Annotated in this window: 23 protein-coding genes and 2 pseudogenes; 16 read left to right on the top strand and 9 right to left on the bottom strand. The window is 42.6% G+C overall.

Going from position 1 to position 26,011, the window contains the following annotated elements:
• The first annotated feature begins 9 nt into the window (after positions 1-9).
• From oadA to P7F88_RS05590, 11 genes are all read left to right on the top strand, one after another.
• Complete coding sequence (gene oadA, locus P7F88_RS05640; protein ID WP_277822681.1) at positions 10-1,812, top strand: sodium-extruding oxaloacetate decarboxylase subunit alpha; 1,803 nt, start codon at positions 10-12, stop codon at positions 1,810-1,812.
• Positions 1,813-1,821: 9 nt separating this feature from the next.
• Entirely contained in the window at positions 1,822-3,126 is a 1,305-nt protein-coding gene (locus P7F88_RS05635; RefSeq protein WP_277822679.1) for a sodium ion-translocating decarboxylase subunit beta, read from the top strand.
• A gap of 154 nt (positions 3,127-3,280) precedes the next feature.
• Positions 3,281-4,912: an ATP-binding protein gene (locus P7F88_RS05630; protein WP_277822676.1), complete on the top strand. Its 1,632-nt coding sequence runs from the start codon at positions 3,281-3,283 to the stop codon at positions 4,910-4,912.
• Positions 4,913-5,224: 312 nt separating this feature from the next.
• Positions 5,225-6,859 carry an ATP-binding protein gene (locus P7F88_RS05625; protein WP_277822674.1) on the top strand — a complete coding sequence of 545 codons (1,635 nt, stop codon included), beginning with the start codon at positions 5,225-5,227 and terminating at the stop codon, positions 6,857-6,859.
• Entirely contained in the window at positions 6,856-7,548 is a 693-nt protein-coding gene (locus P7F88_RS05620; RefSeq protein ID WP_277822672.1) for a response regulator, read from the top strand. Before P7F88_RS05625 ends, P7F88_RS05620 begins: the two co-directional genes overlap by 4 nt.
• A 265-nt stretch (positions 7,549-7,813) precedes the next feature.
• Positions 7,814-8,107, top strand: coding sequence for a citrate lyase acyl carrier protein (gene citD, locus P7F88_RS05615; protein WP_277822670.1), 294 nt, complete (start codon positions 7,814-7,816; stop codon positions 8,105-8,107).
• Entirely contained in the window at positions 8,107-8,982 is an 876-nt protein-coding gene (citE, locus tag P7F88_RS05610; protein WP_277822668.1) for a citrate (pro-3S)-lyase subunit beta, read from the top strand. Before citD ends, citE begins: the two co-directional genes overlap by 1 nt.
• Positions 8,983-9,054: 72 nt before the next feature.
• Entirely contained in the window at positions 9,055-10,524 is a 1,470-nt protein-coding gene (citF, locus tag P7F88_RS05605; RefSeq protein ID WP_277824558.1) for a citrate lyase subunit alpha, read from the top strand.
• 3 nt (positions 10,525-10,527) lie between these two features.
• Entirely contained in the window at positions 10,528-11,049 is a 522-nt protein-coding gene (gene citX, locus P7F88_RS05600; protein ID WP_277822666.1) for a citrate lyase holo-[acyl-carrier protein] synthase, read from the top strand.
• Positions 11,036-11,968, top strand: coding sequence for a triphosphoribosyl-dephospho-CoA synthase CitG (citG, locus tag P7F88_RS05595; protein WP_277822664.1), 933 nt, complete (start codon positions 11,036-11,038; stop codon positions 11,966-11,968). The genes citX and citG overlap by 14 nt, the downstream gene beginning before the upstream one ends.
• A 98-nt stretch (positions 11,969-12,066) precedes the next feature.
• A complete protein-coding gene (locus tag P7F88_RS05590) occupies positions 12,067-12,849 on the top strand; it encodes a DUF5718 family protein (protein WP_277822662.1) in 783 nt (260 codons plus the stop codon).
• A gap of 65 nt (positions 12,850-12,914) precedes the next feature.
• Here P7F88_RS05590 and P7F88_RS05585 read toward each other — a convergent pair whose 3' ends face one another.
• The 4 genes and pseudogenes from P7F88_RS05585 to P7F88_RS05570 all read right to left on the bottom strand — a co-directional run bounded on the left by P7F88_RS05585 (position 12,915) and on the right by P7F88_RS05570 (position 14,829).
• Complete coding sequence (locus P7F88_RS05585; protein WP_277822660.1) at positions 12,915-13,190, bottom strand: hypothetical protein; 276 nt, start codon at positions 13,188-13,190, stop codon at positions 12,915-12,917.
• A gap of 172 nt (positions 13,191-13,362) precedes the next feature.
• The gene (locus P7F88_RS05580; protein WP_277822658.1) at positions 13,363-13,623 is read right to left on the bottom strand and encodes a hypothetical protein; all 261 of its coding nucleotides are present in this window, start codon (positions 13,621-13,623) and stop codon (positions 13,363-13,365) included.
• 160 nt (positions 13,624-13,783) lie between these two features.
• Positions 13,784-14,382 (bottom strand): annotated as a pseudogene (locus P7F88_RS05575) (hypothetical protein).
• Between the two features lie 132 nt (positions 14,383-14,514).
• Positions 14,515-14,829 carry a YfcZ/YiiS family protein gene (locus P7F88_RS05570; RefSeq protein WP_277822656.1) on the bottom strand — a complete coding sequence of 105 codons (315 nt, stop codon included), beginning with the start codon at positions 14,827-14,829 and terminating at the stop codon, positions 14,515-14,517.
• 421 nt (positions 14,830-15,250) lie between these two features.
• On the opposite strand from P7F88_RS05570, the pseudogene P7F88_RS05565 reads away from it, so the two are divergent.
• Positions 15,251-15,718, top strand: a pseudogene (locus P7F88_RS05565) (TetR/AcrR family transcriptional regulator).
• A 67-nt stretch (positions 15,719-15,785) separates the two neighbouring features.
• Here the strand turns inward: P7F88_RS05565 and P7F88_RS05560 are convergent.
• From P7F88_RS05560 to P7F88_RS05545, 4 genes are all read right to left on the bottom strand, one after another.
• Positions 15,786-16,043 carry a YgjV family protein gene (locus P7F88_RS05560; RefSeq protein WP_277822654.1) on the bottom strand — a complete coding sequence of 86 codons (258 nt, stop codon included), beginning with the start codon at positions 16,041-16,043 and terminating at the stop codon, positions 15,786-15,788.
• A gap of 271 nt (positions 16,044-16,314) precedes the next feature.
• Complete coding sequence (locus P7F88_RS05555) at positions 16,315-16,491, bottom strand: hypothetical protein (protein WP_277822652.1); 177 nt, start codon at positions 16,489-16,491, stop codon at positions 16,315-16,317.
• 68 nt (positions 16,492-16,559) lie between these two features.
• Complete coding sequence (locus tag P7F88_RS05550; protein ID WP_277822650.1) at positions 16,560-18,914, bottom strand: fatty acid cis/trans isomerase; 2,355 nt, start codon at positions 18,912-18,914, stop codon at positions 16,560-16,562.
• Between the two features lie 120 nt (positions 18,915-19,034).
• Positions 19,035-20,480, bottom strand: coding sequence for a methyl-accepting chemotaxis protein (locus tag P7F88_RS05545; protein ID WP_277822648.1), 1,446 nt, complete (start codon positions 20,478-20,480; stop codon positions 19,035-19,037).
• A gap of 544 nt (positions 20,481-21,024) precedes the next feature.
• Here P7F88_RS05545 and P7F88_RS05540 point away from each other — a divergent pair.
• On the top strand, positions 21,025-21,618 hold the full coding sequence (locus P7F88_RS05540) for an acyl carrier protein phosphodiesterase (RefSeq protein ID WP_277822646.1): 594 nt from the start codon (positions 21,025-21,027) through the stop codon (positions 21,616-21,618).
• Positions 21,619-21,685: 67 nt separating this feature from the next.
• The gene (locus P7F88_RS05535; protein ID WP_277822644.1) at positions 21,686-22,957 is read left to right on the top strand and encodes a DEAD/DEAH box helicase; all 1,272 of its coding nucleotides are present in this window, start codon (positions 21,686-21,688) and stop codon (positions 22,955-22,957) included.
• Here P7F88_RS05535 and P7F88_RS05530 read toward each other — a convergent pair.
• A complete protein-coding gene (locus P7F88_RS05530; RefSeq protein ID WP_277822642.1) occupies positions 22,954-23,697 on the bottom strand; it encodes a TetR/AcrR family transcriptional regulator in 744 nt (247 codons plus the stop codon). The genes P7F88_RS05535 and P7F88_RS05530 overlap by 4 nt on opposite strands.
• Positions 23,698-23,867: 170 nt before the next feature.
• Between P7F88_RS05530 and P7F88_RS05525 the strand changes: the two genes are divergently transcribed.
• Both P7F88_RS05525 and P7F88_RS05520 read left to right on the top strand, forming a co-directional pair.
• Positions 23,868-24,938, top strand: a complete 1,071-nt coding sequence (locus tag P7F88_RS05525) for an efflux RND transporter periplasmic adaptor subunit (RefSeq protein ID WP_277822640.1) — start codon at positions 23,868-23,870, stop codon at positions 24,936-24,938.
• Entirely contained in the window at positions 24,938-26,005 is a 1,068-nt protein-coding gene (locus tag P7F88_RS05520) for an efflux RND transporter periplasmic adaptor subunit (RefSeq protein ID WP_277822638.1), read from the top strand. Before P7F88_RS05525 ends, P7F88_RS05520 begins: the two co-directional genes overlap by 1 nt.
• Positions 26,006-26,011: the final 6 nt, after the last annotated feature.

The raw sequence follows: 26,011 nt of genomic DNA, 5'->3' as shown, positions 1-26,011 counted from the left end.
GAATTTGTAATGTCCAAAACAGTTAAACCACTTGGTATCACAGATGTGGTACTACGTGATGCTCACCAGTCACTTTTTGCTACACGCATGCGTATCGACGATATGCTACCAATCGCTTCTGAGCTTGATGATATCGGCTACTGGTCGCTTGAGTCATGGGGAGGAGCGACTTTTGATTCGTGCATTCGCTTCTTAGGAGAAGACCCATGGGAGCGTTTACGTGAACTTAAGAAAGTCATGCCAAAAACAAAACAACAGATGCTGTTTCGTGGACAAAATATTCTGGGTTACCGTCACTATGCTGATGATGTTGTAGACAAGTTTGTTGAGCGTGCTGTTGTAAATGGTATGGATGTATTTCGCGTGTTTGATGCGTTAAATGATGTTCGCAACATGCAACAAGCAATTCAGGCAGTAAATCGTCAGGGTGCTCATGCTCAGGGAACTATCTGTTACACAACAAGTCCCGTACATACCATGCAATCTTGGGTTGATGTAGCAGAGCAACTTGTAGAGTGCGGCGTAAACTCAATCGCGATAAAAGATATGTCTGGTGTTATGTCACCCTATGAAGCCTATGAGCTGGTTTCTACTCTTAAGAAGCAACTTGATGTTGAACTTCACCTTCACTGCCACTCGACAGCGGGTATTGCAGATATGACGTTGCTTAAAGCTATAGAAGCGGGTGTGGACCGTGTGGATACCGCTATTTCTTCTATGAGTGGTACCTATGGCCACCCAGCAACAGAGTCCATCGTTGCTGCCTTGCAAGGCACAGAGCGAGATACTGGTTTAGATATCAAGAAGATTGAGAACATTGCGGCGTACTTCCGTGAAGTTCGTAAAAAGTATCATGCATTTGAAGGCCAGCAGCGCGGTTCTGATTCACGTATTCTTGTTGCTCAGGTTCCAGGTGGCATGCTTACCAATATGGAAGGTCAATTAAAGCAACAAAACGCCATTGATCGTATTGACGAAGTGTTGGAAGAGATACCTCGCGTGCGTAAAGACCTTGGTCATATACCTCTGGTAACACCAACTTCTCAAATCGTCGGTACTCAGGCTGTGATTAACGTGATGATGGGTGAACGCTACAAGACCATTACCAAAGAGACTGCAGGTGTTCTGCGCGGCGAATATGGTCAGACGCCAGCACCAGTAAACAGCGAGCTTCAGGAGCGTGTACTGGAAGGTAATCAGCCGATCACCTGTCGCCCGGCGGATTTGATTGAGCCAGAAGTTAATAGCCTGACTGAATCTGTAAAAGCGCAAGCAAAAGAAAAAGGCATCACATTAGCGGAAAATGCAATTGATGACGTACTGACGGTTGCACTGTTTGATCAGGTTGCCTGGAAGTTCCTTGAAAATCGTGGAAATCCTGATGCATTTGAGCCAGTTCCAGCTGTAGAAGTTGCTGCTTCTAAAACGGATGCTAAACCGCAGACTGCGGCGGACAATGCTGTTTATACCGTAAATGTGAACAACAAAGCGTACGTTGTACAGATTAATGAGGGAGCCGATCCCGAAGTGTTGGCTGTAGCAGATAAAGCGCCTTCAGTCGCGCCAGTATCAGCTCCGGTGACCGCGTCTTCCGGCGATGCTGAGCCTGTATCAGCGCCTCTTGCGGGTAACATCTGGAAGATCCATGCAAAAGCAGGTCAGGATGTGAAAGAAGGTGACACCCTTCTGATCCTTGAAGCGATGAAGATGGAAACAGAAATCAAAGCCGCCCGCGACGGTAAAGTCGACCATGTTGCAGTATCTGAAGGTGATGCTGTTCAGGTTGGTGATACTCTGCTTGCACTGGCGTAAGGGTAAGACATGGATAGTGTTTTAGCTCTTATTAACGATTTTGGCTTCCTGCATTTGCAGTGGGGCCAGGCCATCATGATTCTGGTAGGTATGGTGTTGCTCTATCTTGCGATAGTAAAGCAGTTTGAGCCTCTATTGCTTGTTCCTATTGGATTAGGAGGGATTCTCTCAAACCTTCCTGATGCTAACCTGGCAGTCAGTGCGGTTGAAGCGGCGATTCACGCAGGGAAAGCTGATGTGATGCAGTCATTTGCATCTCTGCTGGAAATTGCTGACACGGCGCCTAAAGCGATCAAAGAAGCGTACGCCCTGGCAACGCCGGAGCATAAAATGCATCTTCACCTGCTTGCCGAACAGCATAATTACACGGATGGTATGCTCTATACCTTCTACAGTGTTGCAATTGCATCTGGTGTTGGTCCACTGGTGATCTTTATGGGGGTCGGTGCGATGACGGACTTTGGTCCTCTGCTTGCGAACCCCAAGACTCTGTTATTAGGTGCGGCGGCTCAGTTTGGCATTTTCGCGACTGTACTGGGTGCCCTGGCTCTAAGTCAGTTCGGTATCATGGATTTCAGTGTTGCTCAGGCGGCAGCGATAGGCATCATTGGTGGCGCAGATGGCCCGACAGCGATTTATGTTTCCAGCATGTTAGCACCTGAGTTACTAGGTGCGATAGCAGTTGCAGCATACTCATACATGGCTCTGGTTCCAATGATCCAACCACCGATAATGAAAGCATTGACAACAGAGGCTGAGCGCAAAATTGAAATGAAGCAGCTTCGCCAGGTAGGAAAAATAGAAAAGGTTTGTTTTCCTCTGATGTTGCTTGTGTTAATCGCAATGTTGTTGCCTTCGGCTACACCCTTATTGGGAATGTTCTGCTTCGGTAATTTGATGCGTGAATGTGGTGTGGTTGAGCGCTTATCTGACACAGCTCAGAATGGGCTGATTAACATCGTGACTATTTTCCTTGGACTTTCTGTTGGTTCGAAGCTGATGGCGGATAAATTTCTTCAACCTCAGACATTGGGTATTTTAGCGCTGGGTATTGCTGCTTTCTGTGTTGGTACAGCGGCGGGTCTTCTCATGGCTAAGCTGATGAATAAGGTTTTTGAAGAGAAAGTAAATCCATTACTTGGTTCAGCAGGTGTGTCAGCAGTACCAATGGCTGCGCGGGTATCAAACAAAATTGGTCTTGAGGCTAACCCTCAGAACTTTTTGCTGATGCATGCGATGGGGCCAAATGTGGCAGGGGTTATAGGTTCCGCAGTTGCAGCAGGTGTAATGATAAAATATGTGCTTGGCGGCTAAACATAACCATTAAGTAGTTAACAAGGGAGAACGTGTTCTCCCTTTTGTCGTATCTGAATATTAGCAAAGACAGAGTTGAATAATTAAGAAAAACAAAAGATTATGTTCTTGAAATTCATAGGGACATGAAAACGATTAGATAGGCGGGAGTAGTATGAAAGAGAATTCACTTCGGTTACTGGAAAAAATACAGAGTAGCGTTTCCTTCAGAAACAAAATTTTTATTTTTGTTCTGGTTTCGATGGGGTTGCAACTGGCATTTATCGCAGTAAATCTGAGAAGTGCTGCCATGCATACATTAGAAGATCAAGTAGGGCTACGAGCATTGGTCCAGGCAAAAGAAATCGCCAGTGACCTAGAGTTGATAAAGTATGTAGCCGAAAAAGACTCTAGCCTGATTGAGCAGTTAATAGAGCGTCGTCGTCGCGTTTCCGACTCAAGTTTTATCGTTGTAGGTGATGATCGGGGTATACGCCTTTCCCACCCAGTAAAAGAACGAATAGGTTTGCCTATGCAAGGGTCAGATAATGAAGATGCTCTGGTTCGCGGAGAATCTTACATCTCAGTAAATGAAGGTAGTCTGGGAGTATCTATTCGGGGTAAAACAGCTGTAAAGGATGCAAGCGGCAATATCATTGGTGTTGTTTCAGTTGGCTATCTGATAGAACGATTTGACGGCTGGATAATCGAATATGCTCAGCCACTGGTACTTCATTTTTTCATCATATTGCTGATCACTTTGGTTGTTGGCTGGCTGTTCGCTAGTCACATAAAGAAAAACATGAATGGGAAAGAGCCAGAAGAGATTGCCTTTGCCTACAATATGCGAAAATCCATATTGCGTTCTGTGTATGAGGGAATCGTCGCTATTGATAAACAAGGGAAGATCCTGACGGTAAATTTCACGGCGCTTGAGCTAATGGGAACAGACAAAAAGCCGAGCCAACTTAAAGATCACGGTATTCTTGATTATATCAATCAAGGCCAGTTCTTTTTCCATACGCCTTACGATGAAAATTTGAAAGATGAATTGATTAAAGTAAATGGTGAAATGATGGTAGCCAACAGGGTCGCTATCTATGACAAGGAGCGGCTAACAGGCTGGGTGATCAGTTTCCGTAAAAAAGAAGAATTAAGTTCACTGACGGAAGAGTTGTCTCAGGTAAGACAATACACCGACAACTTAAGAGCCATGCGTGATGAGTACGAGAACAAAATTTCTACTATTGCAGGCCTTATCCAGATGGGAGAAAGCACATCAGCCCTAGGACTCATCTACAATGAAAAATACCGTAAGCAAGAGACCATTGATTTTATTACCTCCCGAATCCAATGTAAGCAGGTAGCCGGAATACTTATTGGTAAAGCGGCTCGTGCACGTGTTATGGGGCTTGATTTAAAGTTTGATGATAATTGTCAGCTAGATGCTCTTCATGAATCGATAGATACTAATGAGTTGTCGGCGGTAATAGGGAATCTACTTGATAATGCGTTTGAAGCGACACTGAAAAACCCTGAAAGCAGCAAGGTCGTGTCGTTCTTGATATCAGACGTGACTCAGGAACTAGTGATAGAAGTTAAAGACAATGGGTGTGGTATCGAGCCTGAAATCGCTACTACCATGTTTTCCCGAGGAGTCAGTAGCAAAGACGAAGCAAAAGGTAGCGGTGTTGGCTTATATCTGATCAACAAGTATGTGAACAATGTGGGGGGCGTTATCATGGTTGATGAAGTTCGACCAAAAGGTACAGTATTCTCAATCTTTATTCCTAAGAAACAACAGTAGCGCTCCATAGGGGTGAGTGAACAAATCACCCCATACTCCATTCGTGCGGTTTTTAGAAAAAAATTTTTTCTGAGAATAATTAAAATCATAAAAACCATTTAACGCATTTGAGGCAATTGAAAACATGATTAATTCTTCTAGATATATTTTTAAAATATATATTTCGTTATTTGCTAAAAAATAAAATTTAATAAATCATCTTCAGTGTCACACCTTTTAAAAATATTTATGAATAGAAATATAAATAAAAATATAATTACGTCGGTATATAAGGATAGCACGGACAATATAAGTGTTGATGGTAACCAGGATATGAGCGACATTTCAAATCAGCTGATGGATAAAGTTAAAACCGGATTTTCATTTAGAAAACAGGTTTTTATGCTGATCTTTGCTCTAATGTTGTTGCAGCTTGGTTTTATGGGCTCGAACTTTCATTCTGCACTAGTTGATACGCTGGAAGACCAGGTTGGTACCAGAGCATTGATACAGGCTCAGGAAATAGCGAGTGATCCGGAACTTATAGCTGAGGTAAGGATAAGAAACGTACCTGAAGTAGAAAAACTAATCGGTCGTTTGCTTAAAATATCTGACGCTAGTTTTATCGTTGTTGGTGATACTGAAGGTATACGCCTTGCGCATCCTGATAAGGAAAAAGTTGGATTTCCAATGCAGGGTGGCGACAATGCGGGTGCTCTTGAGCGTGGTGAATCCTATATTTCAATCCGTGAAGGAAGCCTTGGTTATGGTGTGCGGGGGAAGACACCGATCGTCGACGTTGATGGTTCTATAATAGGCGTGGTATCAGTCGGGTATTTACTTAATCGTTTTGATCAATGGCTACTGTTTTATGCGAAGCCTTTTGCTTATGACGTTATCATTGTTTTGCTTTTGACACTTGTAGGAGCCTGGTTCTTTTCCAGCCACATCAAAAGCCGAATGAATGGCATGGAGCCTTCAGAAATAGCATTGGCTCTTTATTTGCAAAAATCGATACTTAAGTCTGTATATGAGGGGGTCATTGCCATCGACAAACAGGGAAAGATCCTCACGGTTAACAAGACAGCCCTGGCAATGATAGGTACAGATAAAAGTGCAGTAGAATTAAAGAATCGTAGCATTGTGGAATATATCAGTCCGACTAGATTTTTATTCCAGGCCCCCTTTGAACAGAACCTCAAAGATGAAATTGTATCGTTTAATGGCAATACATATATTGCTAATAGAGTAGCGATGATAGATAACAATCAACTCATTGGTTGGGTTGTAAGCTTTAGGCGCAAAGACGATATTAACTCACTTACCGCTGAGCTAACCCAAATTAGGCAGTACACAGATAATTTGAGAGTATTGAGGCACGAGCACGCAAATAAATTATCCATGATCTCAGGTATGATTGAAATTGGTGAATATGATGCTGCACTTTCTTTGATTAATCGTGAAAATAATAGAAAACAACAGTTAATAGATTTTGTTAGCTCTAGAATTAATGATAAACAAATCGCAGGATTGTTAATTGGTAAGTCCACTCGTTCAAGAGAATTAGGACTTGAATTAGAGTTTGATCCGACTTGTCGAATCACAAATATAGCAAGCAATATAGATATTAACGAATTATCTGCGGTCATTGGCAATTTATTAGACAATGCCTTTGAAGCCACATTAAAAAATCCTGACAGCAATAAGGTTGTATCCTTCTTAATCACAGACGCAGGTAAAGAGCTCGTCATTGAGGTTGCAGACAATGGATGCGGTATAGATCCTGAGTTAGCAGATTCAATCTTTACCCGGGGTGTAACAAGTAAAAGTGAGAGTGAAGGTCATGGGATAGGGCTCTACTTGATTAACCACTATGTTAACAATGCAAATGGGGTAATCATGGTCGATGATGCAGAGCCAAAGGGAACCATTTTTTCAATTTTTATTCCAAATAACGGTATCAAATGATGGAATCGATAGACGTAGTAATAGTAGAGGATGAAGTAGGGATTGCAGAACTTCATGCTCAGTTTTTAAGACAGATGATCCGCTTTAAACCTGTAGGTATAGCATCTGATTTGAATATGGCTAGAACGATGATTAAAGTTCACAAGCCACAGCTAGTCATTTTGGATAACTACCTACCAGATGGGCAGGGGATTGATTTACTTCGTGAAATCGTTTCTGAAAAAAACGACAAAAAACCAGACGTTATCCTTGTGACTGCCGCTAGTGAAATGGATACGGTAAAAGAGGCGATGCATTGTGGTTGTTTTGATTATATTTTAAAACCCATTGCTTATGACAGATTAAAAGACACGCTTAATCGTTACCTCAAATATCATAGTGCCTTAAATGCCTACGATAATATCAGTCAGCGTCACGTTGATGATCTATTCAACATTCAGGCTAGAGAAAAAACATCCAATACACTTCCTAAAGGTATAGGCGAGCTGACTCTGGATAAAATTAAAATGGTCTTTATTGAAAATGTCGGCATTAAGTTTACCGCCGAAAGCCTTGGTGACAGGGTCGGGATCAGCAAAACAACCGCACGTAGATACCTGGAATACTGTGCGGCTAGCGGTTTTTTAGAAGCCGAAAATGAACATGGCCGAGTCGGCCGCCCTGAGCGTGTTTACCTGAAATCGAGCTAGTCACTTTTACTCTCCCTTATTAAGCTTACATACTTTTCAAGTGCCTTTTCCTAGGCACTTTTTTCTCTTCGAATTTCTTTGCTGAATTATTTAAGTTCATTAAATTCATTAATGGTTTTTAACCTGTGTTGAAACTTGATAGCAATCTCTAATTCCAACCCGCCAATACGGAAAATAGCCTCTAGACGAATTGGTAATTTTCTTGCCCATCCGCCGCGAATCAATTTATTGATGTACATACCACTGAGATTCACGAGGAAAGAACATGATAATAAAGCAGCGATCATACGCTGGAACACTGGAGTCTAGCGACCTGTTGGTTGAAGTCTGGCCTTCAGAGGATGACTCCCTGGACATTGAGATAACAAGTTCAGTTGAAAAGCAGTTTGATGACTTAATCAAGAAGGTAGTAACAGAAACATTATCTGAGATGGGCGTTCAGACCGCTACTGTAAACATAAACGACAAGGGCGCACTCGATTGTGTTATCAGAGCACGAGTTCAGGCTGCTGTTATGCGCGCAGCGAAGACTGAAGAGATGGTTTGGGGAAATCTATAATGAGCAAATTACGCAGAAGTATGCTGTTTGTGCCGGGCTCAAATGCAGCAATGTTAAGCAACTCCTTCATATATACGCCTGATGCCATCATGTTCGACCTTGAAGACTCAGTATCCCTTCGTGAAAAAGATACCGCTCGTATGCTGGTCTATAACACGCTGCAGCATCCCTTGTATCAGGACATCGAAACCATAGTGCGTGTTAACGGACTAGATACACCTTTTGGCCGTGAAGATGTTCGTGCGGTTGTAAAGGCTGGTGTGACAGCGGTTCGACTTGCAAAAACCGACAGTGCTCAGGACGTAATCGATATGGACAACCTGATCTCTGAAGCAGAAGAGCAGTTTGGTCGTACGCCTGGTAGTACTCGTATGTTAGCCGCGATCGAATCGGCAATGGGTATTAACAACGCGGTAGAGATAGCTAAAGCATCTGATCGCTTAATTGGTATCGCTCTGGGTGCTGAAGATTACGTGCGCGATCTGCGTACACAAAGAACACCAGAAGGGACGGAATTGCTGTTTGCTCGCTGTTCTATTCTTCAGGCGGCACGTGCGGCCGGGATTATGGCGTTTGATACAGTTTACTCTGATGCCAATAACGAACAAGGTTTCCTAAAAGAGGCGGAGCACATTAAGTCTCTTGGTTTTGATGGCAAGTCACTGATTAACCCACGTCAGATCGAAATGCTTCACAACGTATTTGCGCCTTCTCAAGCCGAAGTTGACCATGCCATAGCGGTTATCGAAGCAGCAGAAGAAGCGGAGGCTCAGGGTTCGGGTGTCGCTTCTCTCAACGGAAAAATGGTCGATGGTCCTATTATCGAAAGGGCTCGCTGGACATTACAACGCGCAGAATCAGGAATTAAAGAGTAGGGCATCACCATGACAAGCATTAAAAACGCACTAAACCGAGAAATACAGATACCGGCTGACGGGCACGCGAACATGCGTCCGTTTAGCCATGCTCATGAAGTTACGGGCCATATGTTGGAAAAGGAAAGTCGTCTGAATCGCAAGCTGCATGAAACTCTCGAAGAGGCGATTAAATCGGTTGGCTTGAGGGATGGTATGACTATCTCTTTCCACCACTCTTTCCGAGGCGGCGATAAGACAATAAATATGGTGATGGATGTTATTGCCGAGATGGGTTTTAAAAACCTGACTTTGGCTTCAAGTTCCCTATCCGCTGTTCATGCCCCGGTTGTCGGCCATATCAAAAATGGTGTTGTAAATAAGATTTATACATCAGGTATCCGTGGTGAACTGGCTGAAGAAATTTCGCGTGGTTTGATGGAAGAACCTGTACAGATTCACTCACATGGTGGACGTGTTCACCTCGTGCAAACAGGTGAACTTAAGATCGACGTTACCTTTGTTGGTGTTCCGACATGTGATGAGTTTGGTAATGCGAATGCGACAACAGGGCGCTCACGTTGTGGTTCTCTTGGTTACGCAAAAGTAGACGCACAGTACGCCGAAAAGGTTATTGTTCTTACCGAAGAACTGGTGGCATATCCGAATAACCCTGCATCGATTCCTCAGGATCATGTAGACGCGATTGTGAAAGTAGATGAAGTAGGTGACCCTTCGAAGATAGGTGGTGATGCAACGCGAATGACCACCAACCCAAGAGAGCTGCTTATTGCTCGTAAAGCGGCGGATGTTATCGAGCAATCTGGTCACTTCTTTGATGGCTTTACCATGCAAACCGGCTCTGGTGGCGCTTCTCTGGCGGTAACCCGCTTTCTTGAAGACAAGATGGTAAAGAAAAACATAACTGCAAGCTTTGGCCTTGGTGGTATTACATCCACTATGGTCGCAATGCATGAGAAAGGCTTAATCAAAAAGCTATTGGACGTCCAGTCGTTCGATTCTGATGCTGCAGACTCTTTAGCTCGTAACCCTGGCCATATTGAGATTTCGGCTAACCAGTATGCGAACCCTTCGTCTCAGGGGGCTTCGGTAGAGCGTCTGGACGTAGTGGTTCTGAGTGCTTTGGAAATAGATACTGATTTTAACGTCAATGTGATTACGGGGTCAGATGGCGTTATTCGTGGCGCCTCGGGTGGTCACAGTGATACTGCTGCTTCTGCTAACCTCACGATTGTCGTCGCTCCACTGGTACGTGGCCGTATTCCAACTGTCGTGAACTCAGTACTGAACGTGGTAACACCAGGTACAGAAATCGATGTACTGGTAACGGATCATGGTGTAGCGGTGAACCCCGCAAGAGAAGATGTTAAGCAACGACTAGAAGCTTCTGGTATCCAGACCTTCTCTATAGAAGAGCTTCAACAACGTGCAGAACTGCTTACAGGTAAACCGAAGCCAATTGAGTATCTGGATAACGTTGTTGGATACGTTCGTTACCGCGATGGGTCAGTTATCGACGTAATTAGACAAGTTAAGGAATAAACATTGTATTCAGGGCCTAAAGTAACGCTTGAACAGGTATTGGCGAACAGAGAGCGTCGAGCCAATCGCCAACGTGAATGGATTAATTCCTATTCGCTGCCGTTAATCAGCTTCACCATCAATATGATGGGGGAGGTTAAACGAAACAAGATTTCTAATGTTGCGTTTGACCAGGGCTATCAGGCGATACTGGATGTTTGCAGAATTCAGGATATACCGGTAGTTAGTATCGAAAAATACTGTTCGGATACCGGATCTGAGTTACTTATCTCAGCCGGTTTAAGTAGTGCTGAAGAAGTAAAGCATGCCATGGTGAGCATCGAAGATGAACACCCTTTAGGCCGCTTGTTTGATATCGATGTGTTAGATGAAAAAGGAATCGCTGTCTCAAGAGACAACTTTAACCTCCCTAGACGTAAGTGTTTGATCTGTGACAACGAGGCTAAGATATGCGCACGTAGCCGAGCGCATCAGCTACCGGAATTAATGAACAAAATGAGTGAGATGATACATGATTGCAAGTAACTCGATTCGTTGGTTATTAGACGATTGCTGTATATACGAGCCGTCCGCAACTGGATCCTTAAGGCTAAACATTACGGAGCTGGCTGGTAACCTGGCGTATCACGCAATGATGCTGGAAGCGCATCTAACGCCTAAGCCGGGGCTCGTAGATTGTGTATCAACAGGCGCTCATCGCGATATGGACATCAACACGTTTATCGCTAGTTCGGATGCGTTGCGTCCGTACATGAAAAGGTTTGTTCGTGCAGGTATCGAAGCGCAGGATCTTGAAGCTCATGACCTTCTTTTACCACTTCGAAAAGTTGGTATCGAGGCAGAGTGCGCTATGTTTTCAGCTACTCAGGATGTAAATACCCATAAGGGGATGATTTTTACACTCGGCTTAATTTGTGGTGCAGTTGGCTGGCTTTATGCGCGAAATGAATCGTTTGACGCGCAGCAGGTACAAAGAGTTATTAAGGCGTGTTGTTCGAATCTGGTATCCGCAGACCTCGACAAAGCTGGCAGTACGGCTATTACAGCAGGAGAAAAAATCTACCAGAAGTATGGTCTTACCGGCATCCGTGGAGAAGCGGCTGACGGGTATCCAACGATTTTTAATCATGGACTGCACGTATATGAAGAGTGCATGAGCAAAGGCTATTCGGAAGAGCAAGCGATGTCTAAAACTTTGCTTTCATTGATGGCATATAACTGCGATACCAATCTAATCAATCGTGGTGGAATTGAAGGCCTGAAATACGTACAGGATTCAGCTTCTCTGTTGTATCTCGGTTTTGAATCCAACATGTCTGATTACGGTACTCAATTAGGTCAACTCGATATTGAGTTAATTCAAAAGAATCTAAGCCCAGGAGGTAGCGCCGATCTATTGGCTGCAACATGGCTGTTGGCGCAACTGAATATCTGTTCTAAATAGGTGAAAAAGTAAATCTCCATTTCAACTCTCGTTGTTTCCCTGTGTATTCGGGGACTTTTTTATGCAAACGAGTAAATTATTTTTAAGCAAGGATAGTAATGTCAAACAACGCATATATTGGAATTATAGGCAACTACTTTGGTCATTTGAGTGGTGCTGAAAACGTAGAAGAACACCCATTACCTAATGGCATTTTTGTCATCCACCAGTCTCATGCTGATACCGTCTCTTCGGGGAATGTCGCCTTGTATCCATTAGAGGGAACCAATGTAGATATTGAGCCAGAATTTGTCATACGGTTTGAAGCGAACTATAAAAACGCCAAGTTAGAATCGCTTACTCCAAAACAAATGACTATAGGAAACGATTTTACCATCCGTAAACTCGATGGTTCTTTGAAGATTTCAGAACGTAAAGCATGGGGTGAAAAATCCAAAGGAATTAATCAAACCTGGTGGGATATGCATGAGTTTATCCCGGACAACTATGGGAAAAATCTAAATCTGATCTCGTACATAGAGCGCGATGGACAACTCTATTGCGCAACACCACTTGTTGATTGTTCTGATACTAAGGTGTTTTGTGGTGATTTGATTAGCTGGATTATCGATAGGGTAAACAATCAGGAACGTAATGGCATGTATGAAGAAATCTTGCCCTCGTTGGTTGATCTAAATTATCCAGAGGAAATCGTGTTATACACGGGAGCACCTAACTATTCAGATTGGGGTGAAGCTAATTTTGTTGAGAAGGGAGATAGGGTACATATCGCCGCGTTTGAATCAGGATCGTGGAAAGTAAACGATATAAAAGATTTGTTCTTAAAAAATGAGTTGGTAAACGACGAAAGTATCTTAACTTTTACCCAGGAAGTGTTTTAAGTTAATCACGCTCGCAATAAAAAAGAGCAATGACTACACAGATCATTGCTCTGTTCCCAAAATCCCTACAAACACAATTCTGCAGGTATCACATCAACATTTTCATCAATTTCGAGTTGATGCTGAAACCCATAACTATGCTCTTTACATAAAGGAACAACAAAAAACTTTTCGCTAGAGTGATCACGTTGCTTTACCAGAACGCCATGGTCGTGTTTTTCTGTGCAGTTGACTTCTGAACAATAGCAATACTGCCTTTCTGCAAAATGTTTCCAGTAGTTTAACCAGTTGTGGCGTGCGGTTTCGGTAACGGTGTCGTCTGAAATGTTGGTAACAATCATCTTAATCAATCTCTATGCAGTGGAACGAGATTAATTTTATGGTTTTCTGATAGTGTATTTTATGCGTGAATGCTCAACAGCAGGTGGCACTAAAACTTTAAACTGTGTTTAATGGTTTTAACCCAAATAACGGATTGCTATCGCTATGCAGCGTCTCCTAAGCACGTAAACTCTACGCGTAGGTGGAGATAAGCGCTCCTTTATTCTGATAAGGCTGAGCAGTGGTTCGCCCTTCAGCGGTATATGATGTTGGCGTTTTTTCGACGGTTGCTTTTGATCGGCGATAATAGTCTTTAATGTATGAAGGCTGAGAATAACTTGAGTTAAACGATCTCATTTCGGCAACTTCGCTCACTAACTGAGAAGCTTGAGACATGTTCAATACAGGAACATTATTGCGATTTAGATATAGTGGGGAACTTAATCTCATCATATTGACCCGAGTTAGTGATGGTAAAAAAGATGAGATAAATGTCACATATTGAACCTGTCAATATGTGATGCGGATTACAATTTGTGGTCAGAATATTGTCAGGAAAAGTCTGGGCAGTCCAAAGTGGTTTAATAAAGAATCGACAGTGATCAACAATACGCTATCTGGCTACGGCGCCACCTAGGGTTAAGTTTTCCGGCCATTTTCTAATAGTATTTCCACCAGGTAAATATTACCTTTTACTGTCATAGTCTCCGGGAAAGTAGTGATATTTGAACCACCAATATAGAGATTCCCATCAATTGTGATTTGGTTTGGCAGTTCTTCAAGCGGGGTACGTATAACGCTCAAATCGCCCTTAACATGAAGTCTTGGCGGGAGTGACTTAAGTGGGGTATCAGTCAGATTAATATAGCCACCAACATTAACGCCCGTCGGCCAGGTTTCTATCTGAGTACCAAGAAGGTTGGCAAAGCCTTTTATCCTGGTTCCTCTTCTTACCGTTTTTAGAGCGCTGTTAGAAGCCTCTAAACTTCCTTCAATGACCAAACCTTGCGGTAGTTTTTCAATCTGAGTTTTCGCAATGTTCAAATTACCTTTGACAGTTAGACCTGAAGGGAGGGATGTATAGGGTTTATTTCTGAGATAAAGGTTGCCGTAGTTGTCGATATGATTAAGTATCTTATACTGATCCAGCGGTACTCCGTTTGCGGGAATGCTTAAGATGCAGAGTAGGGTGAGTATCAGTTTGTTCTTCATTACAACTACCAATTTTATGTTTTTGATCTAGCTAATTTATCGGCAAATAGTGGGATAGCTGGAGTATCGTTATAAAAAAAGCGCGCATCGTTCAATGCACGCCTTTTCAGTAAATGATGCTAGAACACAATATTAACGAGCTAGAGAGCGAGTTTTTAGTTCGAAAATCAGTTTTTCTGCACTTACTTCAAACTTGATTCGGGCATGGAGTTCTTTTGCATCTTCAGATAAAGGTGCTACTTCAATCTCGGCGTTTGCATTTACCTGTTTAGCTAGGGCTTCATAATTTTTAAACTCTGCTTCTAGAGCAGCTTTAGAGTCACCGAACAAAGAAACTTCAGCCACGTCATCATCTTCTTTGATAATAAAGCCCATTTCAGCAGATACACCGCAAGCTTCGCACAACTCGGTTTTTGGTTCTTCAAATAACTTATTTTCTTCTGACATAACAACATCCTCTTAAAGCTTTTTATTGTATCTGGATGCTTGCACGATAGCGCTATTTTGCAGGTCAATCAATACGCTGTTGCTCTTCACTTTTGAAAAAAACACTAATTCAGTGTTAACACTATGATTAAAAGAAGGAAAAGTGCTTTACGTGATACCATGATGTAACAGTTTATAATCAGAGTGTAACAAGGAATTTCTGCGGGATTTTAGGACTTATTTATTTGTGTAAAATATGTATCTGCATCGGTAAGAATAAAAGTGATGAATACGTATAGAGGCGATATTTATCGTGTATATCACTGATTTAATATAGTTTTATCGATGAATTATAAGGACATAATAAAAGAGTGCTAATAAGAAGACATGTCTATGTCTTTAATAGCATCGAAATAAACTAAAATTAGCAAGAGCCTATATCATGCCAAAACGTAGTAGAGAAGAGACAGAAGTTACTATTCAAACCATTATGGATGCCGTCGCAGAATAACTTATCACTCTTGGTTACGATAAGATGTCCTATACGACGCTAAGTCAGCAAACGGGTATATCCAGAACAGGAATTAGCCATCATTTTCCTAAAAAAACGGATTTTATCGTAGCATTAGACGGCAGAATCTATGACAAATTTGTTGAGCACCTAGACACAGAAAACGACCTGGATGCATTTTCGAAAAGTTGGTTAAAAGCATTGGAAACGAGCGAGTTTGTCGCGATTTTGCGGATTCTTTTCCACCATATCGTCAACTCTGAAAGCGCGGTAGACTTTGCAAAAAATGGTGTGACACGGTTGTATTCACTAATTGAAGGCAAGTATGGTGAGCGAGGTGGCCGTGAACTTGAATGGCTATTAGGCAAAACCATCAGTAACATGGGATTAGCCAAGTAATACCGATATCATCGAGTAAATAAAAAGGCTCTGCAAAATTTGCAGAGCCTTTTTATATAAGGATTTTTTAAGCAGCATTCAACTTAGTGCTGGATAATTTGTCTTTTTTCTTCTCTTGCATCATTTTTGCAAGAAAGTACACGTTCACGATCGCGATAAATGCGTTAGTTGCTACAACTGGAAGGGCGCTGATCATCAAGCCGTATATAACAAAAAATGTGCAGCCTACGAAGTTTAGTACGCGTAGTTTCACAATGTCTTTCATTGTAAGAGAAATCGCAACCATGATTGATGCTGCGTAACCCATAATTTCGATAGTATCCATTAGATGACCCTCTTTTGAATGCCGATTAATTTCGGTACCAATCCTTCTCTTCGTGAGATAAATGAGGAAGCTCCATGCCTCGAACGGTCTGTTTTGTTTGAACGAAGCGCAATATAGCAAGCTACACAGTATGATGAAAGTCACAAAATGGGATTAATAGAAGGTTAGCGATTACGCAAACGTTTAACGTAAAAATTATCAGAAAATGAGGGTGTTAGTGTTGATAATATGGCACAAAAAGAAACCCCGACAAATTGCCGGGGACACTTAATCAGTCATCGTACATATAATCATCTAAGGCGTAAGGATCGTCATCCAACACGTGTTGCATCCTGCCTCTAAGCTGCTCTAGCTGATTCTCCAAGAGGTTCATCTGCTCTACGTTTCCTTCAGAGCAAGCTACATAGATTTCATGTTCAAGCTGTTCAATTTTCTCTCTAATGTCCATATTGGCCTCCTGTTAAGGATATCAAGTAGACACTTATAGCGTAGTAGAGAGTTATTTAATCCGCTACCTTATCTATTTTCGAATCGGTTGTAGTCAAGTAATCCAGCTTCTATTGGTTGATCCTGTTTATACCAATCGTAAACACTATCGCTGAACTGCCAGAAATCAGGAGACGTACGTCGGATAGCAAAGCGATCCAATAATTTTTCGTAGTCTTGTGCGTTAACGGTGTTTCTCAACATCGTTATAAACTCTGGAATCTCTGCTTCGTTAAGTGAGAAAAATACGGCAGGGTAGCTGCCAACAACACCTTTCACCAGGGTCAGATCATCGTCTTCCGGGAGTCGATTGCTTTCTTCATCAAAAAGACTAGAGATATTTTTATGAGCGTTATTCCTTAATAGAGTAAATAGCTGTCTATGACCTTGTTTGCCTTCAATCATAATCATGCTTATTTGCGGTAAGGTATCCTCACCAAACCCTTTGAGTTTATCAATGTTAGTCAGAAGTTTTTCGCTGTTATTAGAGAGTTCCGTATTCACGATAGCGTAACGATCATTCAATACTGGGGAGACAATATCTCTAAGCTTTGAGTAAAGTTCTGACTTAGGGTCGTCGGTTTCATATACTACATTTGTTGGCTGACTGAAAGGTGCCACGTTACGCTGCAAAAACTCGGTGAAATAAGAGCTTTGATCGATGTACCAGGATGCAAGCTCTTTATGACGAATCTCTGCCGGTAGAAGTGCGACAAAGTTACTCTCACCTTCAAGACGTAAAAAATCCATGTACATTCTTGTTATAAGTTGATGACCAAAATTACCGTAAACATCGAATCCCGCGACCAACAGATAGTGAATACGTTCTAGTAAGGCATAATCTAATACCCAGGCCGTTTTTGGCTTGGTGCCAATCAGACCCTGGACAACAGAGGCACTATCAAAGTGCCTAAATACTGTCAGAGCTGCATTTGGATTAGTGCCGTTTCCGTCCCAGATAATGTCTGTAGTCAGATGTTGACCGTCCTTGAACCACTGATTGACGAAATTAGATTTCGCCTCGAGGTAACGAGCCTGTTGTTTTGAGTATGAAATCCAGTTGAGGACCGGTCCGGTATTGCTCTCTTGTTCGCCAGGTAGTTTGAGATTGTCGGCTTGAGATTTGTAGAACTCATTTACTTCAGGGATGTCGGCTTTGTCAGGGTCTAAGAAAAACACCCAGAACCGGTCATTGATTACATTGAGCGCAAGCTGGCCACGACAGACTGGTCCCTTTATAAACGCCATAATGGTATTTTGTGCATTATCGACCAGGAATTTGAAGCGGCTTTTAACTGGAAGATCTGTGAATGCTGTCATCGGGTTAGCGGCTACCGATGGTTCATAGCCAGGTAGTTGGTCGACGACGTAATCGGCTTCTAAGAACCACTGATCCCAGTTGTTAAATCTTGCTTCATTAAGTGCGTATGGCATATGAGTTTTATCAACGATGGTTGCCAGTTCGGGGACCAATCGGTAATAAACTCGCTCTACACCAGGATCATCATAAGGACGACGAGTGCTGATCCTATGAACCGGCTGTCCTGGTGGTGTAGAAGAGCGAACAAGATTAAAGAACCTTGGCTCACCTTCTATCTCAGAGAAGTAAAGATGAAACAGATAAAGGTGCTCATATAGGTACCTAGCGGATAACTGTGCATTTAAGCTATTACCATTCAGCGCTGTTTCCCATTTCGCTATCTGTTTTTGTTCAGCTATCGAAACCGGCTTGTCTGCCGACATAATGGCGCCTGTTTCTAGCCAGTTTATCAGTGTTGTATATTCTTTGTTTGCTAGATTTGGCATGCCATAAGGCATTCCCCAGGTCGGGTAATCCTGTTCATACTGTGCATGCTCCTCAAGGGTCGGGCACTGTTCAACACGTGATGTCGAGAAATCAAACCCTTCCAACTGAACCTGCATCGGTAATGGATGGGCTTCTTTCTGGACTAGCATTTTCGCCATTAATCCCGCTTCGAGGTTTGCCTGAGAACTTTGAACCCGTTCGTTTAATACTGGGTGAAAGTGAAAATCACGCCACTGCTCGGTTGTTTCGGCGTCTTCAAACAATCTTGTCGGCGTAACGGCTCTGAGTCGAGTTCCTTCATACACCTTGTCTTTGCTTCCACCACGGTCAATGCCTTGTGTTGAAGACATTTTGTACTGGCACGGTGCGTCGTAGCAGGCGTGACAGACCACACATCGATTGTCGATAACGGGTTTCACCTCAGTCAGGTAGTGTATAGCCTCGGGAGAGTCATAAGGTGAAGTGCGTTCTTTAACTGAGGATTCGCCAAAAAGTTCGTTGTAATTAATACCGGTGTAAGTAGCACAACCGGTAAAGATAATAATACTCAGGAGAGCGAAGAGTTTTCGGTTAATCATGTCTAACCTAATGGATTTGTTACAATAAACAGAAGCTTAGCAGAATATCGAACGATGGCAAAAAAGAAAAGCCCGCGTTGAGCAGGCTTTGGGTGTTTGGTTTGTTCTGGTGAAATTGTACTAATTGGTCTGATAACCAGACAATACACTATTCAGGTTAACCGACGCGTCGCTTAATTCACGTACTCCAGTCGCTTGCTGCTGAGCAACACCGCGAATGGTGTTTGATTGAGTACGTATTTCGCTTAATTCACGTGCAATATCGTTTGCAACCGCACTTTGCTGTTCTGCCGATGCGGAGATTTGGATACTCATATCCATTACCGTTTTTGATGATTCAGCGACATTGTTAATATCGCTGCCCAGTTGAGTAATAAGTTCGCTACTCACCTGAGCCTGGTTAACGGTTTCATCCGTTTTATTGGCAATGCTGCGAGTTTCGTTTTGCACTTTCTCGATCATACTTTGGATTTCAACCGTAGCTTCCTGAGTTCTGCTTGCAAGTGTACGAACTTCATCTGCTACAACTGCAAAACCACGCCCTTGCTCTCCGGCACGAGCGGCTTCGATCGCTGCGTTCAGTGCTAGTAGATTTGTTTGCTCGGATATTCCATTAATCGTTGTGATTACTTCATTGATCTGTGTAGTGTTGTCGCTTAGTGTTGAAACTGAGTCCGATGTCTGAGAAATGTAGTTTGATAACTGCTCAATTTCTGAAATGGCATTCTGCACCAGATTCTGGCTTTCGATAACAAACGCAGAGTCCTGCTCAGAGCGATCTGCGGTAGACTGAGCGAGGTTAGAAACTTCCTGCGCGGAAGCTGTCATCTCTTCCATGGCGGTAGCGACAGAATCAAGAGAAGCGTGTTGATTGTTTATTTGAGCTTCACTTTCACGGGTTTCTATCTCGAAGCTCTTAGAGGTATTCTCTAGTGTTGAAGAGCTGGATTTTACTACTTTAACCAGGTCTGTCAGTGTGTCCATCGCGTCATCAAGCGCACAGCCTATGGTACCAAACTCATCACGACCGGGATGAAACCCTAGACGTGAAGTTAAATCACCATCTGCAATCTTTTTGGTGGTTTGCCAGAGAACCCAAAGCGCTCCGCCGAGAAAAGTAGTTACCCAATAGCAAAAGATACCAAACGGTATTACCCACAAGTACGTGAGTAACAATGTAGTAAAAGCATTATCTTTAACGGAGGATTCTGTTGATGCAACATTTTCTGTGATAGAAGCGTATTGTCCATCGCGAGTACGGATAGTGGATGTGACGACGTCACCATTTCGCATGGTTTGTTCTTTTCCTGAGTTAGAAAGTTTTACCCCAGCAGATTTTAATGAATCGTAATTTTGTGACTTGTCCGCGAGAGTTACCATCCCTTGAAGTTCTGCTTGTAGCAATGCTTCTGAACGTTGTTCTACTGCATTAACAGAGTCGTTATAACGACCCACGGCCGTTGTGGTGAGTGTTAATAAAAACAGGGCAAAAATAACCCAAATTTTGTCGTTGATAGACATTTTTATGAACAGTCTATCAATCATTCTAAATTGAACTTCTTTCATGATGGCTCCGATCTATACCGTCTCTCATGCGTATAACGCAAACTAATCTTGCCTGACATCTCATTTATAATGTAATAATTATTATCTATGCAGCTCAATACTGTGACGGTGATCGCCTTAAAGTCAGTTCTAGTTATTCTAATTAAAGCTGAAATTAGAGCATTGTCTGCATCACTAATAATAAGTCTATCGATCTTGTAACAAACTGTGAATACAAAATATTTACATATCTGAAATATAATCTTAGCAAACGTTTTCCTATGAAGTGATGCATGGTTTTTGTTCTACGATAAGAAATTTCTCTGTTATTGATAAGAAAAGTGTCATATAAAAGTGCTATCAATACTCGTAAGAATGAAAGGAGTGCGGTTTATGAGTGAATACAACAACGAACATGAAAGCCTAGAGTGGCTGGACGCTCTTGAAATTGGTTTCGATCTTTCTGAGTTCGATATTGATACAGAGTTACCAGAAGAAAACTGATAAAATGACAACTCTAAATGAGAATGCTTAGGAGAAACCAGCATAACGCTGGTTTTTTTATATGAATTTTTTGGCGCATCTACACATCGCTTATCGTTGCAACAGTGACCTGGCCGGAAACCTACTTGGTGATTTTGTTAAAGGCGATCCCTACGCTTCTTATACAACTAAGGTTGCAAACGGAATAAAGCTGCACCGATTCGTTGATAGTTTTACCGACAAGCACGAAGTGATGAAACAAGGAAAATCTTACTTTCCTGAAGAGCTCAGGCGATTTGCACCGATTGCTTTAGATCTTTTTTGGGATCACTGTCTGGCGAGCCGTTGGGCACAATATCACCCTAATAACCTGGATCACTTCTGTGATTACGCCGCGCGAAAAATCGGGCTTATTGATTATCACGTTCCCGAAAGGTTTAGTGTGGTGAACAAGAGAGTATGGGAAGGTAGGTGGCTTCAGTCTTACGTTGATTTTGATAATCTTGAGCATGCGCTTTATAGAATGTCTACACGCAGTTCTAGAATGGCGGCGTTGGCGTACTGTTTTGAATCCATCGACAAGAATTATCAGGAGCTGTCATCACTTTTTCCTACACTGTATGGCGATGTACTGGTTGCTTCCAAAGGTTACGTCGAATCTTTACCTCAGAACTAACATCTCCCTTATTAATCTCCGCGAACTTTGATAGAATCCGCGCCTTCAATTTAAACTGGTAATTGATATGTCTGAAACCAAAATCGCCTTTTCTTCGCTTAAACTCGTACCGTCATTATTAGATGTTGTACAGGAACTGGGCTATTCCGAGCCGACACCTATTCAACAGAAAGCGATTCCTCATGTTTTAGATGGATGTGATCTACTTGCTGGTGCTCAAACAGGTACCGGTAAAACGGCTGCGTTCTCATTACCAATTATTCAGAAATTGTTAGAAGATCCAAAAGAGTTGTCTTCCCAGGATAATTTCGTTAGAGCTTTAATAGTGACACCAACCCGAGAGTTAGCGCAGCAAGTCTTTGATAGCATAAGTGCGTTTAACAAAGAGACTAACCTTAAACTGGTAGTGGCTTATGGTGGAACGAGCATTAATGTTCAACAACAGAACTTAAAAGGCGGTGCAGACATACTTATCGCGACCCCTGGTCGTTTGCTTGACCACTGCTTTACTGGCTCGGTGAGTCTTCGAAAAACCTCGTATCTGGTTTTGGATGAAGCAGACAGGATGCTTGATATGGGATTTCTGCCTGATATTCAACGAATCATTAAAAGGCTGCCAGAAGAGCGTCAGACGATGTTGTTTTCGGCAACATTTGAGAAGCGAGTTAAGACGTTAGCCTATAAATTACTCAGAGACCCGGTCGAGGTTCACGTAGCCTCTGAAAACAGTACAGCAGAGTTTGTAGAACAGATTCTTTATCCGGTCGACAAAAAACGTAAGAGAGAGCTGTTGGCTTTCTTGATAGGTTCTCGTAACTGGCAGCAGGTGTTGGTATTTACTAAAACCAAGCAGGGTTCTGATGCACTAGTTAAAGAACTAAAACTAGATGGTATCAAAGCAGCGTCGATCAATGGAGACAAAAGTCAGGGGGCCAGACAAAAGGCACTTGATGACTTTAAGTCAGGAAAGGTTAGAGCACTTATAGCCACAGATGTAGCGGCTAGGGGCATTGATATAAAAGAGCTTGAGTGCGTCGTTAACTTTGATATGCCATATAAGGCGGAAGATTATATACACCGGATCGGGCGTACAGGCCGTGCCGGGCTGACTGGTTTAGCTGTTTCTTTAATGTCCCGTGACGAAGAATACTTATTAGAAGCTATCGAAAACTTGATAGATAAGAGAGTTCCTCAAGAATGGCTTCAAGGGTTCGAACCAAGCTTGATAGAAGAAGTAGAGGAAAGTGCCAGGCCACGGAAGCGGGGTCGTTCGTCCGAGAAAAGAAAGCTAAAAGCTAAGCTTAAGATTCATCAAAATCGAGGTAAAAGGAGAGGCTAAGCCTCTTCCTCATCTAAACAACAGCTACTTCTATTCCAACATTCAGCCATTGGCAGCAAAAACGTAGAAAGATCATCAGAATGGAGCATTTGATCTTCTTCGATAAGGAAGTTTTTAGCTACCTGAGAGTTATAAAGCTCCCAATGATTGACCAGAAGGCGAGATTCATCATCTTTTGAATCTGGCCAAACCGCCTTCAAAAATGGTTTCAGGCTGATTGCGGCATGAGCACTGCTGATTAAAAGCCACTTCTGTTCCCACATATTTACCCGGTTTTTCGGGTGCTTAGAGTTGAACTCTTCGACAAGAATGTCAAAAACATGCTCAATTTTTCCATGTTTATCGACCATATAGTCGAAAAACTCACCTTCTTGACGCACAACATCTGCGGTGAACTGCAGTGGTTTTGGAACCAGCAGCATATGAGCGTTCATGCGGATACAAAACTGATAAAGTCGCTGATTGACTGGAAGGTTTTGGTCGATATCTTCGAGCAGGGCAAAAAGATAGCCTTCCATATACTCATGTAACTTGTCGCTAATGGCATACCAGATTTGCTCTTTACTACCAAAATGATGACGAATCAGGCTATGTGATACTCCAGCAGAATCACTGATATTTCGCAGTGAAACACGCTCATAACCCAGAGTACAAAACATCTCTGCAGCTACAGTTAATATCTGATATTTAGTGGATTCTGCGGTCTGTGCGCTTCTGCGCCCCTGTTTTCTAACGTTCATAATCTTACTTCTCGAAAAGACGACGTATTTCTACCAAATTTCTACTCGTTCGTCATAAAAATTTTACTGTACACATGGTAAATATTTATTGATATTAGTAAAGAAAAACATATACTGCACGCATGTGTAATATATTTTAACCAAATTCTGACATATTGGGAGACAGTAAGGTGCGTAACAAAGCCTTGGTCACATTATCTAAAGTAGCGGTTGTTGGTTTTTTTTCGACCATTATAGCTGGATGCTACCCGGCAAATTCAGAACCTCAGCAGGAAGTCGTTAAGCCCGTTAAGCTTTATCAAATTCCCGCTTACACCGATAGTGGGTATGATGCGTTCCTCGCGGAAGTGGATGCTGGGGAGCGCTCTCAGCTTTCATTTCAGGTGCCTGGTGTAATTGAAAAACTTAGCGTGCATGAAGGACAAAAAGTCGTAAAAGACCAGATTCTTGCATCACTGGATCCCAATGATTATCAGCTGGCGCTAGAAGCTTCTCAAGCTCAGTTCGAACTGGCGGAAACTCGCTATCTTAGAGACGAGCAACTATTCAATAAAAAATTGATTAGTGCAGACGCTTACGATCAGTCAGAAACATCATACAAAGCCGCTATTGCCAATCTTGAAGAGGCTAAGACCGATCTTAGTTACTCCAATATCAAAGCACCATTTGACGGCATTGTGTCTCTTAGCTTTGTAAAAGCGCACCAGTTCGTTGGTGCTAAGCAGCCTATTCTGAACATCATCAATAACGAACAGCTTGATATTAATATCTCAATTCCTGTCCCATATGTGGATAGAGAAGGAATCAAGTCTCTGCGTGAAGGCAACTACGCAGTGGTTTTTGATATTCATCCTGAAGTCATGGTGCCTGCATCATTTAAAGAGATGTCTACTCAAGCAAACAGCGATACCAACAGTTACAACGCTACTGTTTCAATTGTTCGTCCCGATGCATTGAACATCCTGACAGGTATGACTGGCCAGGTTCTTATCGCCAATACCAAACAAGCCAAACCAATTCAACTTCCAGCCAGTGCCTGGGTTTCTAAAGAAGAGGGTAAAGGAACGGTCTGGTTGCTTAATGCCCAAAGTAATACGGTTCAGGCCGCTGATTTATCTTTGGATGAAGCAGGTTTTGTGGTCGATGGGCTGAGTGCAGGGGATTTTGTCGTTATCGCAGGAGCGAAAGATTTAAATGAAGGTCAGGTGGTTAGAGCCTGGACACGTGAAGGTGGTATTTAATGCGCAAACGTAATCTGAAATTTGCACTATTGCCTGTTGCTGTAGCTACGCTTTTAGGCTGCGGTGAAGAAGTCGTAGATAGGGAAAGAGTGCCTTTATCTGTTTCGACGTTTGAGGTTCAAAAGCCGTTAGAGAATCAATACCGTAATTTTAAAGGTACGGTGATGCCGGCGGATTTAACACCTATCTCATTTCGTATTGAAGGTGAACTTGAATCTATTCTGGTAAAAACAGGGCAGCCAGTTAAAAAAGGCGAACTGCTGGCTAAGTTAGACGACAGCAAGCTAAAGCAGCAACTTGCCGACGCTCAGGTACAGTATGAACTAGCGGTTAAACAGCATAGCCGTGGTAAGGATCTGATCAAGAGAAAGATGATCTCTCAGTCGGAGCTTGATGAACTAACGGCAAATCGACGAATTGCTGAGGTGAACTTCAAAGTTGCCAGCAATAACCTCGAATATACAAGACTAACAGCACCGTTTGATGGTTTTGTTTCAGAGGTACCAAAAGAATCTTTCGAGAGTGTCACTCCTGGCGAAACGGTCTTAAACGTATATCGTGGTGACGTTGTAAGGGTTCGAATTTCAATCTCAGATGTAGTTCTTGCTGCAATAAATCCTGATGATGAAACGCGTGATTACAATATTCCAACACAATACAGCGGTGATGACCGTGATTTCATTTTGAAGTACTACGAGCACTCTAGCGAACCAAATAAAGGTTCAAACGCTTTTGAGTTCTGGCTTGAGATGCCACAGGTAACACCGCCTATTTTACCGGGCTCTACGGCGAACCTGGATGTCGACATGCTAGAAGCGGGATTGGCCGTTGTGCAGGGATACGAAGTACCGATGACGGCTATTGATGCCGGAGAAAAGTCTGGTGAATTTTTTATCTGGAAATATGTAGACGGGATCGTACATAAGCAGAGTGTTGACATCATCAAAGTACACAGTAGTGGTGCTGTTATTTCAAAAGGCGTGAAACAAGGAGATCAGTTGGTGAGTTCGAGCCTTAATAAGTTACGCAACGAAGCCTCTGTGGTTGTGGTTGGAGAGGAACAATAACCGTGA

It is taken from the genome of Vibrio hannami, from assembly GCF_029589055.1.
Classification (GTDB): domain Bacteria; phylum Pseudomonadota; class Gammaproteobacteria; order Enterobacterales; family Vibrionaceae; genus Vibrio; species Vibrio hannami.
The sequence above is the reverse complement of the archived record's forward strand: the minus strand, read 5'-3'. Positions and strand labels throughout refer to the sequence as shown.